This is a genomic window from Caulobacter sp. BK020 (assembly GCF_004342605.1).
Classification (GTDB): Bacteria; Pseudomonadota; Alphaproteobacteria; order Caulobacterales; family Caulobacteraceae; genus Caulobacter.
Window position 1 is genome coordinate 88,299 of sequence record NZ_SLZL01000002.1, and the last position, 12,677, is coordinate 100,975.

The 12,677-nt window shown below is 68.6% G+C and carries 13 protein-coding genes and 1 tRNA gene; 8 read left to right on the forward strand and 6 right to left on the reverse strand.

Annotated elements, in window-relative coordinates; genetic code table 11:
• Positions 1-310: 310 nt before the first annotated feature.
• Entirely contained in the window at positions 311-2,407 is a 2,097-nt protein-coding gene (gene parE / locus EV278_RS02770; protein WP_132086465.1) for a DNA topoisomerase IV subunit B, read from the reverse strand.
• Positions 2,408-2,565: 158 nt separating this feature from the next.
• Between parE and EV278_RS02775 the strand changes: the two genes are divergently transcribed.
• Together EV278_RS02775 and EV278_RS02780 are read left to right on the forward strand one after the other, a co-directional pair.
• Positions 2,566-3,222: a DUF6624 domain-containing protein gene (locus tag EV278_RS02775; protein WP_165916502.1), complete on the forward strand. Its 657-nt coding sequence runs from the start codon at positions 2,566-2,568 to the stop codon at positions 3,220-3,222.
• Positions 3,223-3,290: 68 nt separating this feature from the next.
• Positions 3,291-3,647: a Kazal-type serine protease inhibitor family protein gene (locus tag EV278_RS02780; protein WP_132086470.1), complete on the forward strand. Its 357-nt coding sequence runs from the start codon at positions 3,291-3,293 to the stop codon at positions 3,645-3,647.
• Here EV278_RS02780 and EV278_RS02785 read toward each other — a convergent pair.
• The gene (locus EV278_RS02785; protein WP_132086472.1) at positions 3,644-4,378 is read right to left on the reverse strand and encodes a hypothetical protein; all 735 of its coding nucleotides are present in this window, start codon (positions 4,376-4,378) and stop codon (positions 3,644-3,646) included. The two genes, EV278_RS02780 and EV278_RS02785, sit on opposite strands and share 4 nt — an antisense overlap.
• Before the next feature lie 107 nt (positions 4,379-4,485).
• Between EV278_RS02785 and EV278_RS02790 the strand changes: the two genes are divergently transcribed.
• Positions 4,486-5,376 (forward strand): LysR family transcriptional regulator, encoded by an 891-nt coding sequence (locus EV278_RS02790; protein WP_165916503.1) that lies wholly within the window; start codon positions 4,486-4,488, stop codon positions 5,374-5,376.
• Positions 5,373-5,771, forward strand: coding sequence for a putative quinol monooxygenase (locus EV278_RS02795; RefSeq protein ID WP_132086476.1), 399 nt, complete (start codon positions 5,373-5,375; stop codon positions 5,769-5,771). Before EV278_RS02790 ends, EV278_RS02795 begins: the two co-directional genes overlap by 4 nt.
• A gap of 27 nt (positions 5,772-5,798) precedes the next feature.
• Here EV278_RS02795 and EV278_RS02800 read toward each other — a convergent pair whose 3' ends face one another.
• From EV278_RS02800 to EV278_RS02810, 3 genes are all read right to left on the reverse strand, one after another.
• Positions 5,799-6,224 (reverse strand): GNAT family N-acetyltransferase, encoded by a 426-nt coding sequence (locus EV278_RS02800; RefSeq protein ID WP_132086478.1) that lies wholly within the window; start codon positions 6,222-6,224, stop codon positions 5,799-5,801.
• 401 nt (positions 6,225-6,625) lie between these two features.
• Positions 6,626-8,035 (reverse strand): type I glutamate--ammonia ligase, encoded by a 1,410-nt coding sequence (gene glnA / locus EV278_RS02805; protein ID WP_132086480.1) that lies wholly within the window; start codon positions 8,033-8,035, stop codon positions 6,626-6,628.
• A 39-nt stretch (positions 8,036-8,074) separates the two neighbouring features.
• Positions 8,075-8,413 (reverse strand): P-II family nitrogen regulator, encoded by a 339-nt coding sequence (locus tag EV278_RS02810; protein ID WP_132086481.1) that lies wholly within the window; start codon positions 8,411-8,413, stop codon positions 8,075-8,077.
• A 296-nt stretch (positions 8,414-8,709) separates the two neighbouring features.
• Between EV278_RS02810 and EV278_RS02815 the strand changes: the two genes are divergently transcribed.
• Both EV278_RS02815 and EV278_RS02820 read left to right on the forward strand, forming a co-directional pair.
• On the forward strand, positions 8,710-9,063 hold the full coding sequence (locus EV278_RS02815; protein ID WP_132086483.1) for a hypothetical protein: 354 nt from the start codon (positions 8,710-8,712) through the stop codon (positions 9,061-9,063).
• Entirely contained in the window at positions 9,045-10,499 is a 1,455-nt protein-coding gene (locus EV278_RS02820; protein ID WP_132086485.1) for an NAD(P)H-hydrate dehydratase, read from the forward strand. Before EV278_RS02815 ends, EV278_RS02820 begins: the two co-directional genes overlap by 19 nt.
• On the opposite strand, the gene EV278_RS23885 is transcribed toward EV278_RS02820, so the two are convergent.
• Positions 10,496-10,672 (reverse strand): hypothetical protein, encoded by a 177-nt coding sequence (locus EV278_RS23885; RefSeq protein ID WP_165916504.1) that lies wholly within the window; start codon positions 10,670-10,672, stop codon positions 10,496-10,498. The genes EV278_RS02820 and EV278_RS23885 overlap by 4 nt on opposite strands.
• A 311-nt stretch (positions 10,673-10,983) precedes the next feature.
• On the opposite strand from EV278_RS23885, the gene EV278_RS02825 reads away from it, so the two are divergent.
• A tRNA-Leu gene (locus tag EV278_RS02825) sits at positions 10,984-11,068 on the forward strand.
• 206 nt (positions 11,069-11,274) lie between these two features.
• Positions 11,275-12,633 carry a trigger factor gene (gene tig / locus EV278_RS02830; RefSeq protein WP_279389364.1) on the forward strand — a complete coding sequence of 453 codons (1,359 nt, stop codon included), beginning with the start codon at positions 11,275-11,277 and terminating at the stop codon, positions 12,631-12,633.
• Positions 12,634-12,677 lie beyond the last annotated feature (44 nt).

The following is a 12,677-nucleotide window of genomic DNA, read 5'->3' on the forward strand; positions in this document are numbered from 1 at the left end:
GACTTCGGCGGCGTCTTGGGGCGCCGCTCGGCGTGATCCCGGGCCGGATCCGTGGACGGAACGGCTCGAAATCAAGCTTCGTCATCCTGCATCTGCCCAAATAGCGCCCAGGAAAAGCAAAAAAGGTCGACAAATCGGTCAAAAATCGAGCGAAATCGACATTGTCGATCGCCAAAAGCCGAATTCATTTGGGCGGTTAGCCTGGGTTGAGCGCCGCCAATGTGAAATGTCAGATTCTTTGATAGGTCGGGTTCGCGGGGCCGTGGAGCGGCCTTCCCGCCGCCGCGGACCGGGGCGGGAAGGCGCGGGCCTAGAGGTCCAGGTCGTCGGCCGCGAACTCGGCGTTTTCCTGGATGAAGCGGAAGCGCAGCTCCGGCTTGCGGCCCATCAGGGTCTCGACCAGGGCCTCGACCGCGTCTTCCGAGCGGGGCAGGGTGATCTTGGCCAGGGTCCGCACCGCCGGGTCCATGGTGGTCTCCTTCAGCTGGGAGGCCATCATCTCGCCCAGGCCCTTGAAGCGGCCGATCTCGGGCTTCTTGCCCTTGAACACCGTGGCCAGCAACTCGTCCTTGTGGGCGTCGTCGCGGGCGTAGGCGCTCTTGCCGCCGTGGCTGATGCGGTACAGCGGCGGCAGGGCCAGGAACAGGTGCCCCTGGCGGATCAGCTCGGGCATGGTGCGATAGAAGAAGGTGATCAGCAGGCTGGCGATGTGGGCGCCATCGACATCGGCGTCGGTCATGATGATGATCCGCTCATAGCGCAGATCCTCTTCCTTGTACCGATTGCCGCCCTGGGCCCCCAGGGCCAGCATCAGGTCGCTGAGTTCCTTGTTGGCCGTGAATTTCTCGCCGCTGGCCGAGGCCACGTTGAGGATCTTGCCGCGCAGGGGCAGGATCGCCTGGTTCTTGCGGTTGCGGGCCTGCTTGGCCGAGCCGCCGGCCGAGTCGCCCTCGACGATGAACAGCTCCGCGCCGTCCACGGCCCCGGCCGCGCAGTCGGCCAGCTTGCCCGGCAGGCGCAGCTTGCGGGTCGCGCTGGCGCGCTGGACTTCCTTGTCCTTGCGGCGCTTGAGGCGCTCTTCGGCCCGCTCGATCACGAACTCCAGCAGGGCCTGGGCGGCCTTGGGGCTGCCGGTCAGCCAGTGGTCGAACGGGTCGCGCAGGGCGTTCTCGACAAAGCGCTGGGCCTCGGTCGAGGACAGCTTCTCCTTGGTCTGGCCCTGGAATTCCGGGTTCTTGATGAACACCGAGATCAGGGCGCCGGCCTGGGCGATCACGTCGTCGGCGGTGATGATCGTCGCCCGCTTCTCGCCCTTCAGCTCGGCATAGGCCTTCAGGCCCCGGGTCAGGGCGGCGCGCAGCCCGCTCTCGTGGGTGCCGCCCTCGGGGGTCGGCACGGTGTTGCAGTACGACTGCATGAAGCCGTCGTGCTCGCCGAAGCCGCGCGGCGTCCAGGCGATGGCCCATTCCACGGCTCCGGCCTCGCCCTGGCGCTCGATGCGCCCGGAGAAGCTGTCGGGGGTGACCATCTCCAGCCCCTTGGTGCGCTCGGCCAGGAAGTCGGCCAGGCCGTTGGGGAAGTGGAAGGTGGCTTCGGGCGGGGTCTGGTCGTGGATCCGCGAGGGATCGCAGGACCATTTGATCTGCACGCCGCGGAACAGATAGGCCTTGGAGCGGGCCATGCGGTACAGGCGCGCCGGCTTGAAGCCGCAACCCTCGCCGAAGATCTGGTCGTCGGGCTTGAAGCGCACCTGGGTGCCCTTCTTCTTGGACGGCTGGATCTTCTCGACCGGACCCAGCGGCTTGCCGCGCGCGAAGCTCTGGCGATGCTCGAAGCCGTCGCGCCAGACGGTGACCTCGACCAGTTCCGACAGGGCGTTGACGACGCTGGCGCCGACGCCGTGCAGGCCGCCCGAGGTCTCGTAGGCCTTGCCGCTGAACTTACCGCCCGCGTGCAGGACGGTCATGATCACTTCCAGGGCCGACTTGCCCGGATGCTTGGGGTGCTCGTCGACAGGCATGCCTCGCCCGTCGTCCTTGACCGACAGGTAGCCGTCGGCGTCGAGCTTGACCTCGATGGTCTTGGCAAAGCCGGCCACGGCCTCGTCCATCGAGTTGTCCAGCACTTCGGCGAACAGGTGGTGCAGGGCCCGCTCGTCGGTGCCGCCGATATACATGCCCGGCCGCATGCGCACGGGCTCCAGGCCCTCGAGGACCTCGATCGAGCTGGCGTCGTAGCCGTCGGACGCCGGGGTTGCGGCGCTGGGCTTGGCCGATGGAGGAGGGGGCGCGGCCGCGCGCGGCGCGGGCTCGGGATGCGGCTCGCGGGCCGGGAAGGGCGAGGCGGGAACCGGGGCCAGGGCGTCGTCGCCGAACAGCGAGAAGTTGGGATCGTCTTTGGAGGACATTAGGGGAACATGCGTCGATTCGGCGGGAGCGCCTCGTATGGGCTCTGCGCCGTCCCCTGAAAAGGGGTTGCGTGGCCGCGCCGCGAAACTGCCCGATTGTCTTCGAAGGGTGGGACAGCTTGAGGTTGGGGAGAGCCGCGGTGAAAACGATCTGCATGATGATCTTGACGATCCTGGCGGGCGCGCCGGCCGTGGCGGCGTCGGCCCAGGGCGATCCCACGGTGGAGCGGGTGCGGGCCGTCGCCGCGCGGGCCGCGATCATCGAGGACATCGTCGGCATGGCCGCCGTCGACCAAGCCATGCGCACGACGATGCTGGAGGCGACCAGCAAGCTGCCGCCGGACCAGCGCGATGGAATCCTGAAACCGGCCGGGGCTCTGATCGAGGCTCAGGACAGGCTTCATACGCAGCGGCTCAAGGCGATCATCGCCGCCCACGGCTGGCCGAAGATCTCGGAGACCTCCGAACGAACGTCGTCGGCGGCGGTGACCCTGGTCAACCATGCGGGGTTCGACCTGGCGTTCCAGCGTCAGGTGCTTGCCTTGCTTGAGCCGCTGGCGGCCCAGGACGAGGCCCGGCCTGAAGACTATGCGCGGCTCTACGACCGTCTGGCGACCGTGGACAAGCGGCCGCAGCGCTACGGCACCCGGGGCACGACCTGCAAGGACGGCAGGTACGCGGTCCCGTCGGACCTGGAGGCCCCCGAAGGCTTGGAGGCGCGCCGGGCGGCGATGGGGCTGCAGCCGATGGCCGAATACCTGGCCGGTCTCGACAAGATGTACGGAGCCTGTGTCCCGCCCAAGATCGCGCCCTGAGCTTGGCGTTTGCCCGCCGCGCGGCGGTCGTGGCAATCTGGGATTGTCGATCAACAAGGAGCCGGCCCATGACCCTGCGCCGCCTGTTTTCCGCGCTTGCCGTGCTGATGCTGCTGGGCTGCTCCAGCCCGGGCGGCGGCCAGCCGGCGCCCAATCCGCCGGTGTCGCACGCCCGCACGCCGGTGGCGGAGGGCGGCCTGTGCGGCGGTTTCGCCGGCTTCCAATGCGCCTCGGGCCTGGTCTGCCAGAAGCCGGACGGCCAGTGCCATGTCGCCGACGGCGCGGGAACCTGCCGCAAGCCGCCCCAGGCCTGCACGATGATCTACGCCCCGGTCTGCGGCTGCGACGGCAAGACCTATCCCAGCGCCTGCAACGCCGCCGCCCAGGGCGCCAGCGTCGCCAGCCAGGGGGAATGCAAGGCTTAGGGAATCCGGCTGAGCTTGGGCTTGTAGGACCAGGTCTCGACCTCGGCGCTTCGGGCCAGGGCCGCCGCTCGGCGTTGGTCCGGGCCTGATCCGTAGGCGGCGGCGATCAGTCCCGCCAGGTCGGCGGGGCGGCCGGCCAGCTCGGCCCAGCCGCGGCGCGGGACCAGGACCATGTAGCCGCCCAGTTCGCCGCCGCCGGCCAGGCGGTACCAGGTCCAGGCCAGGTCGCCCTTGCCGGTCTTGGCGGAGGCGAGCAGGGCGGTCTCGAAGGCCGCGACGTCACCGGGCGCGACCCGCAGGGTGTAGACGTCGACCACAGGACTGGGCTGACGGTCCTCCAGGCTGCGGACCGTGCTCGGCTCCGGCCACAGGACATGGGCCGAATAGGCGCGGGCCTTGGCGTAGGGCAGGACGCGAGCCGCCATGTCGGCGCCGTCGCCGGCCGGGTCCGGACGAGCGTCCATCGCCGCGAACGGCACGCCGAAGGTCCCGTCGACGAACAGGCCGGTGCGCGGGCCGCTGGTCACGGTCCAGCCGAACCAGGGCAGGGTGTCGTGATGATCGGCGTGCCACTGCAGATGCGCGGCGTAGCCGGCCTCGAAGGCGGCCTCCTGGCCTCGGTCGATGTCGTAGGTGAACAGGAAGGCGGCCTGTTCGGTCCGGGCCTGGGCCGCACCGCCGACCAGACCGGCCGCCAGCAACGCCGCCAGGGCCGCGTGTCTCCAGGCCATCCGCACCTCTCCTTCGGCGTCCTCTTCGATCGGAGGCCAGACCTAGCGTCGAACGCGGATCGGCAATATTTCGAATGGAAGCGGCCTTCGTTCTGGATCTCGAAACGATGCGACATGTCGACCTGCGGCGGGCGGCGGTGTTCCACGCGGTGGCGGCGGCCGGCGGTATCGCCGCCGCCAGTCCGCGCCTGGGCAAGTCGCCGCCGGCCGTCCACCACGACCTGAAAGCTTTCGAGCGCGAGATGGGCCGGCCGCTGTTCGACCGGGTGGGGCGCGGCCTGCGTCTGACCGCCGCCGGCCAGGCCCTGTTCGAGACCGTCGGCCGGGCCCTGGACGAGGTGGAGCGCACGCGCGAGCGGCTGAGCCGCGCCGACCCGGCCCTGCGCCCGCTGCGCCTGGCCGTGGTCTCGGCCTTCGGGCGCTATCGCCTGGCCCCTCGGCTGTACGCCGGCCTGCCGGCGGATCGTCCGATCGAGCTGGTGTTCGGCGCCCACGAGGCGGTGCTGTCGGCGGTGGCGACCGGCGCCGTCGACCTGGGCGTCACCTATCGGCCGGTGGTCGCCGCGCCGGTGCAGTCGGCGCCGGTCGCCCGCGAGGAATTGGTGCTGGCCGTCCCGATCGGCATGGCGATTCCCGAGGACCTCGCCGACCTGTCACGGACGACCTTCGCCACCTATGACGAGTACGAGTTCGTGTTCGGCCGCTGGTTCGAGACGGTGTTCGGCGCTCAGCCCGACGCCCTGCGGCGGCTGGACCATGCCGGCGAGATCGAGGAGGCCATGGAAAGCTGCGCCGCCGGCCGCGGGGCGATCATCGCGCCGCTGGACCTGGTCTCGTCGGCCGGCTGGCGCGACCGCGTGCGGATCGTCCGTCCCGCCGGGCGGCCCCTGTGTTTCAACGCCCTGCACCTGCTGGGGCTTGGCGCGGCGCTGGCTTCGCCCGATGCTGACACGATCCGGTCCCTGCTGGCGCAGACTGGCGACGGGGAGAATCCATGACGCATTCATCTGATATCGAACGGCGCGCGCTGCTGGCCGGCGGGCTGGCCCTGGCGGCGGTGGCCGCGCCGTCCCTGGCCCACGCCGAGGAGGACAAGGCGATGTACGGACTGATCGGCCAGATGAAGGCCGCGCCCGGCAAGCGGGACGACCTGGTCGCCATCCTGTCGGAGAGCACGGACGCCATGCCCGGCTGCCTCAGCTACATCGTCGCCAAGGATGCGGCCGACGCGGACGCCCTGTGGATCACCGAGGTCTGGACCGACAAGGACAGCCACGTCGCCTCGCTGAAGCTGCCGTCCGTCCAGGCCGCCATCGCCAAGGCCCGGCCGATCATCGCGGGGTTCGGGCATCGGTTCGAGACCGTACCGGTCGGCGGCGTGGGGCCTGGCTGAGATCAGTGGCCGTTTGGCCGGCGCGGGTCAGAGTTTGTAGGAGAACATCACGATGGGCTCGGCCGCGGCGCCCCGGCCCTCGTAGAGGGCGCGAGCGGCGTGGTTCTCGGGGTCGGTGACCACCCACGCCTGGTCACATCCCAGCGTTTTGCCCCACGCCAGGACCTCGTCGACGAGACGTCGCGCGACGCCGCGCCGCTGGAACGGCGGGGCCACGCCCAGATTGTCGATATAGACGTCCGACGCTTGATCGGGATGGCGGTGAACATAGGCCGCGATCTGGCCGATGACCTGCTTTCCGCAAACCGCAAGGATCATCAGGTGTCCCGGCGACTCCAGATAGGCCTTGAGCCGCTGAACGCTGATTTCATCGTCGAAAACCTCGTCCGCGATGTTCTCGAGCAGCCCGGCGGTCTCTCGGGTGAGGCGGCGCGTTGTGATCGCTTCCGGCATTGCTCGGTGAATCCAAATCCAGAGGGCGGCGAGACGTTAGGCGACATCGCATCGCCCGCAACCGGGATACTGCGGCCGCAAGGGGTTGATGTCGGACGTCCCGGTCTTTCAACGGGTGGGTTTGAGACGCGCCGTGCGTCCTTCGAGGCCCGCTGCGCGGGCGCCTCAGGATGAGGCGCTTGGTACTGAATTCCTCATCCTGAGGTGCGCGCTCCTGAGCGCGCCTCGAAGGACACACCGCGCTTACAGAGTCCGCTCAGGGCCAAAAGCAGAAGAGGGCGTCCGCCTGGAGACGGACCTGTCGACCTCCCCTTGACCCAGGCGCGCCTGCCAGCCGCACACCAAGAAAAAGGCCCGCGGATCGCTCCGCGGGCCTCGTCCTTGGTCCTAAGCCTTAAGGCTTAGCACTTGTAGTACATGTCGAATTCGACCGGGTGCGGGTGCAGCGTCAGGCGCATCACCTCTTCCATCTTCAGCTCGATGTAGCTGTCGATGAAGTCGTCGTCCATGACGCCGCCGGCCTTCAGGAAGGCGCGGTCCTTGTCCAGGTTTTCCAGGGCTTCGCGCAGCGAGCCGCAGACTTCCGGGATCTTCTTCTGCTCGCGGGGCGGCAGGTCGTAGAGGTTCTTGTCGGCGGCCGCGCCCGGATCGATCTTGTTGTTGATGCCGTCCAGGCCGGCCATCAGCAGGGCGACGAAGGTCAGGTACGGGTTGCCCATCGGGTCGGGGAAGCGGGCTTCGATGCGCTTGGCCTTCGGCGAGTCGACGTGCGGGATGCGGATCGAGGCCGAGCGGTTGCGCGACGAATAGGCCAGCTTCACCGGGGCTTCATAGCCGGGCACCAGGCGCTTGTACGAGTTCGTCGTCGAGTTCGAGAACGCGTTGATCGCCTTGGCGTGCTTGATGATGCCGCCGATGTACCACAGGCACATGTCCGACAGGCCGGCGTACTTGTCGCCGGCGAACAGCGGCTTGCCGTCCTGCCAGATCGACTGGTGCACGTGCATGCCCGAGCCGTTGTCGCCGAACATCGGCTTGGCCATGAAGGTGGCGGTCTTGCCGTAGGCGTGGGCCACGTTGTGGATCACGTACTTATACAGCTGCATCCGGTCGGCCATGGTGACCATGGTGTCGAACTTCAGGCCCAGTTCGTGCTGGGCCGGCGCCACCTCGTGGTGGTGCTTTTCCGGCTTCATGCCCAGCTCGCCCATGACGGCCAGCATTTCGCCGCGCAGGTCCTGGCAGCTGTCGACCGGGTTGACCGGGAAGTAGCCGCCCTTCGGCCCCGGGCGGTGGCCCATGTTGCCTTCCGGATATTCCTTGGCCGAGTTGCCCGGCAGTTCGACGGAGTCGAACGAGTAGCTGGTGTTGCTCGACGAGGTGCTCCAGCGCACGTCGTCGAAGATGAAGAATTCGGCTTCCGGACCGAAGAACACGGTGTCGCCGATGCCCGACGACTTGACGTAGGCCAGGGCGTTCTTGGCGATCGAGCGCGGGTCGCGGTTGTAGGGGGTGCCCGTGTCGGGGTTCACCACGTCGCAGAACAGCGCCAGGGTGGTCTGCTGGTAGAACGGGTCGATGATCGCGGTGGTCAGGTCCGGACGCAGCTTCATGTCCGACTCGTTGATGGCCTTCCAGCCGGCGATCGACGAGCCGTCGAACATGGTGCCGTCGTTGAGGAAGTCGTCATCGACCAGGTCGATGTCGAAGGTCACGTGCTGCAGCTTGCCGCGAACGTCCGTAAAGCGGACGTCGACGTACTTGACGTCCTTTTCCTTGATCAGGTCCAGGATCTGCTTGGCGGTGCTCATAGTTATCCCCTTTGAGCGTTGAACGGTTGCGGTCCGGGCCTAGACGGCGGACGGGCCGGTTTCTCCGGTGCGGATGCGGACGACTTCCGTGACCTCGGACACGAAAATCTTGCCGTCGCCGATGCGGCCCGTGCGGGCGGCGTTGGTGATGGCTTCGAGCGCGGGCTCCAACTGGCTGTCTTCGACCACGACTTCGACCTTGATCTTGGGGAGGAAGTCGACGACGTACTCGGCGCCGCGATAGAGCTCGGTATGGCCCTTCTGGCGGCCGTAGCCCTTGGCTTCCAGCACGGTCATGCCCTGCACGCCCATGTCCTGAAGCGCCTCTTTGACCTCATCCAGCTTGAAGGGCTTGATGACGGCTTCGATCTTTTTCATCAGACTTCTTTCACGCCCAAACGGCGCGGGCGCCGCTGACTGAGCGGCACGGAGCACGCCGGCCCGCCGGCTCACAAGCGGGCTGACGCGCTTTATCGTGCGAGTCCTGTCGAGTTTGGCTCATTGTTCAATATTTGTGCATCTAAAGCCTCGGAATTGGTCAGTGCGCGTTTGGGCGGCCAAACCGCCTCGTCGATGGCGATTGGCGGCTTGGGATCGTCGAAAGGCCGGATCCAGAGGCGAAGAACCGGGCGAAAGGCGCATCGTTCGTGGCTGAAGAGGGCCGGGGCCGCCTAATGGAAATGGCCGAAAATGTGTCGGCGATTCAAAAACTGCTGAGTTTTGTGGCGAACGACGGGGCGATCGGCGCGGGCGAGGCGGGGGCGGTTCTTGCGCGTTCGAACGTTTCGGCGGTCGGCGGCGCCCGCAGCCAGTGGGAAGCGTCGCAGGAAGATCCTGCGTCCCGTGCCGGGTCGGGAAGATATTTCGCGGGCCGACGAGCCGTGTCCACGGGATCGCGCGGCCGTCCGCGGAGGCGGTGGACGGTGTTCGATCTGGTCGACGGCGCGCCGATCCTGGTCGACAAGGGGCGGGAGGCCTCCATCCAGGTCCTGCAGGAAGAGGTGCCGCCATGCCGCGCCAGATCATGACCGTCGCCGAGATGACCGCCGCGGACCGGGCCGCCGCCGAGGCCGGGACCCCGACGATCGTGCTGATGGAGCGGGCCGGCCGGGCGGTGGCTGACATCATCCGGGAGCGTTACGCCCGCTGTCCCACGGTGGTCTGGTGCGGACCGGGCGACAACGGCGGCGACGGCTATGTGATCGCCCGGCATCTGCGCCGGCGCGGCTGGCCGGTGCGGGTCGAGGCGCTGGCGCCGCCGGCCAGCGCGGCGGCGCAGTGGGCGGCCTCGCGCTGGAAGGGCGAGACGGGGCCGCTGGTCTCGCGGCCCGGCTCGGCGGCGCTCCATGTCGACTGCCTGTTCGGCGCGGGATTGTCGCGTCCGCTGGAGGGCGAGGCCGATCGCCTGGCGCGGGTCATGCCCGGCCCCGCGCGGGTCGTCGCCGTCGACGTGCCCAGCGGCCTGGTCGGCGACACCGGCCTTCCGCTTGGCGAGCGCAGCCTGAGGGCGCAGCTGACCGTCACCTTCCACCGTCGCAAGCCGGCCCACGCGCTGGCCCCCGGGCGCGCCGCCTGCGGCGAGGTGGTGGTGGCCGACATCGGTCTGGAGGACGTGGGGCAGGGGCGCCTGTTCGAGAACGATCCTGGCCTGTGGGCCGAGCGCTTCCCCTGGCCGGCGGTTGACGCCCACAAGCATGCGCGCGGACGGATGATGGCGGTCAGCGGCGAGGCCTGGAGCACCGGGGCGGCGCGGCTGGCGGCGCGCGGGGCCCTGCGGATCGGGGCGGGAGTGGTGACCGTGCTGTCGCCGCCGGGCGCCCTGGCCGTCAACGCCGCCCACCTGGAGGCGGTGATGCTGGCCCCGTTCGAGAGCGAGTTCGACCTGCAGATCCGGGCGGAAAAGGCCGACGCGGTGGTGATCGGGCCGGCGGCGGGCGTGGGCGAGGCGACCATGCGCCACGTCTTCGCCCTGGCCCGCAACGGCGCGGCCCTGGTGGTCGACGCCGACGCCTTGACCAGCTTCGCCGACGATCCGGCGGCGCTGTTCTCGGCCCTGGACCGCGACGACGTCCTGACCCCGCATCCAGGCGAGTTCGAGCGGATCTTCCCCGGCCTGCTGGCCGCTTCGCCCGAGCGGATCACGGCGGCGCGGGAGGCGGCGCGGCGAGCGGGGGCGGTGGTGCTGCTGAAAGGATCCGACACCGTGGTCGCCGCGCCCGACGGCCGGGCGGCGGTCAGCCTGAACGGCGCGCCCTGGCTGGCGACGGCGGGAGCGGGCGACGTGCTGGCGGGCTTCATCGCCGGCCTGATCGCCCAGGGCATGGAGAGTTTCGAAGCCGCCTGCGCCGCGGCCTGGATCCACGCCGAGGCCGGCGCGGCCCACGGGCCGGGCCTGATCGCCGAGGACCTGCCGAACTTGGCGCCGGCGGTGCTGCGAAAGCTGTGGGAAGCCCGCGAGCGCTAGCTGTCCTGGCGAATCAGGACCACCTGGCGGAGCACGCCCTCGTCGAACAGGGTGTCGCTGATCGCCTGCGCTGTCCGCAGGGTGCGTTCCTTCACGGTGTCGATGAACAGGATCCTGGCGCCGTGTCTGACGGTCCAGCCCTTATCGCTCTCGACGACCTCGATGGTTTCCATGGCGCGCGCTCGGTGGACGAATCCAGACGCAAACCCGCCCCAGGCCAAATCGTTCCGCGCCAAAATGTCTTGAAAGGTGAAACACCGGCCCGGGCGTCAGTCGGGGGGGCATGGCCCGGGCCGGTGTAGATCCAGGGCGTTCTGAACAGCCGCGGACATCTGCATAACCGGTCGCGCGGGAAGTTGTTCCGGGCGTGGCGAGAAATATTCGAACTTTCGAACGCGCGCCCCCGACGAGCCGGATTCCGGCGCAAATCGCCTGGCGACTTGCCAAGCCGCCCGGGCATGTCTAACCCCCTCCGGCGCATCGTGCGGATGTGGCGAAACTGGTAGACGCACCAGATTTAGGTTCTGGCGCCGAGAGGCGTGGAGGTTCGAGTCCTCTCATCCGCACCAAGCTCCGCCGGGCCTCTTGTCCGGCGGAGCGCGCCGCCTGGCGGGACTTTCGTCCCGCGAGGGCGCCAACGCCCTTGGATGGTCGCCAAACGCGTGACATAAGGGCGCTCTTTCGCCGCCCCGGTGACGTGGGCGGCTTTGATGTTTTGACCCCTGGGGCGGACGACGGGCGCGGGCGCCCAAGAGCCGAGAAGCTAAGAATGTCGATGCAGATCGTTGAAAAGTCGGGCGAAGGCCTCAGCCGCGTTTATGGCGTGACGGTGCCCGCGAGTGAACTGGCCACGCGTCTCGAAGCCCGGATCGCCGAGGTCGCGCCCCAGATGAACGTCAAGGGCTTCCGCCCGGGCAAGGTGCCGGCGGCCCACGTCCGCCGCCTCTACGGCAAGGCCCTGATGGGCGAAGTCATCGAGGCGACGCTGAACGAAGGCGCCCAGAAGGTGCTGGACGACAACAAGCTGCGCCCCGCGGGCCAGCCGGACCTGAAGCCCTCGTCCGACATGGACAAGGTGCTGGCCGGCGGCGAGGACCTGGCCTTCGAACTGGCCGTGGAAGTGATGCCGGAATTCGAGCCGATCGACCCGGCGTCGATCGAGCTGACCAAGCCGGTCTACAAGGTCTCGGACGCCGAGGTCGACGAGGCCCTGGCCGAGCTGGCCAAGCAGGCCCGCACCTATGAGCCGCGCAAGGGCAAGTCGCTGAAGGCCAAGGACGGAGACCAGCTGCTGATCGACTTCGTCGGCACGATCGACGGCGTGGCCTTCGACGGCGGCACGGCCAACGACGCCGAGCTGACCCTGGGCTCGGGCCAGTTCATCCCCGGCTTCGAGGACCAGCTGGTCGGCGCCAAGCCGGGCGACGAAGTCGTGGTGAAGGTCAACTTCCCGGACGACTACCAAGCCGCCAACCTGGCCGGCAAGGCCGCCGAGTTCGCCACCACCGTCAAGGAAGTGCGCGCCCCGGTCGACGCCGAGCCCGACGACGAGCTGGCCAAGCGCCTGGGCCTGGCCGACCTGGCCGCCCTGAAGGACCTTCTGAAGTCGAACCTGGAAGGGCGTTACAGCAACAGCTCGCGCTTCAAGCTGAAGCGCGCCCTGCTGGACGTGCTGGACACCAAGCACGACTTCGCCCTGCCGCCGCGCATGGTCGACGCCGAGTTCGCCGGCATCTGGCAGCAGGTCCAGGCCGACAAGACCCAGGGCGGCCTGCCGCCCGAGGACGAAGGCAAGACCGAGGACCAGCTGAAGGACGAGTACAAGAAGATCGCCGAGCGCCGCGTGCGCCTGGGTCTGGTGCTCGCCGAGATCGGCCGCAAGAACGACGTGGCCGTCACCGAGCAGGAACTGGCCGACGCCATGATGCGCGAAGCCCGCCAGTACGGCGCGCAAGCCCAGCAGGTGTTCGACATGTACCGCCAGCGCGCCGACCTGCAGGCCGCCCTGCGCGCCCCGATCTACGAGGACAAGGTCGTCGACCTGATCTTCGGCAAGGCCAAGATCGAGGAAAAGGAAGTCTCCAAGGAAGAGCTCCTGGAAGAAGACGATCTGCCAGAAGGCTACGGCGGCTAAGGCCTCCGTCATCCGACGCGAAGAGGGCGCGATCCGCGAGGGTC